This window comes from Pantoea sp. Pa-EAmG (assembly GCF_030024295.1).
GTDB classification, from domain to species: Bacteria; Pseudomonadota; Gammaproteobacteria; order Enterobacterales; family Enterobacteriaceae; genus Pantoea; species Pantoea dispersa.
In genome coordinates this window covers 1-877 of sequence record NZ_JASEWO010000385.1, presented here as the reverse complement: position 1 = coordinate 877, position 877 = coordinate 1, and the positions used below count along the sequence as shown (strand labels likewise).

General features: G+C 45.0%; 1 protein-coding gene. It reads left to right on the top strand.

The annotated features are described in order from the left end of the window. A partial coding sequence (locus QMM04_RS22820; RefSeq protein ID WP_282997155.1) for a Crp/Fnr family transcriptional regulator occupies positions 1-877 on the top strand: 877 nt, incomplete at both ends.

Sequence of the window (877 nt, the reverse complement as noted above, 5' to 3'; positions counted from 1 at the left end):
AAAACAGCACTGTTTAATGAGCTCGATCACAGTGCCTTAGCCTCCCTAACAACGCATTGTCATATTCGTTATTTACAAACAGGACAGCAGCTTTACTGTGTAAATGATCTAGCTGATCATGTTTATGTGATTGCTTATGGACGTATAAAATTCACCACACCTGCGGGTTTACTGACCTATTATGGGCGGAATGAAATTGTGGGTGAAACAGGTGTTATTTCTAACCAGCCTCATCATGGTACAACCAATGCAGTGCGTGATACTGCACTGGTCGGCATTCCGCAACAGCAATTCATTGAGTTTATTAATCAGCACCCGAAAGTATTATTTGCCTTATCTCGTTTGATTATTCATCGATCCCAACCTGATCAGCAACTCACTCATGCCATGGGACATAGTCGTACCCTTTCCGTCATCCCTGTTTCTTCACAAATTCCAGCCACTCACCTTGCAGAAAAGCTAACAGAACATCTACAACGTTGGCCACAAGTCCGTCTAGTCACAGCCGCGCATGTCGATGCCTTATTTGGAGCAGGATTTAGTCAAACCCCGCTCGACTATGGCGCGGATGATATTCAGCTGCGCCAATGGTTAGCCAGTCTGGAAGAAAAACATTGCTATGTACTATATGCCGCTGACAGCAATGAAGATGAATGGTCTAAACGCTGTTTACATCAGGCAGATCGTATTTTAATTTTGGCGGAAGCCAATCAAACCCCAACCCATACCAAATTAGTTGAGGTGTTAAATCAACATGACTGGCAAAGCCCTATCGAGTTAGTATTACTCCGTTCTGAAGGTGATCCTTCCCCACATACCCTGATCTGGATTGTGGTCGGTTTGCTGTGCATTGGTGCCGGCTCGGTGCGGCTGCATT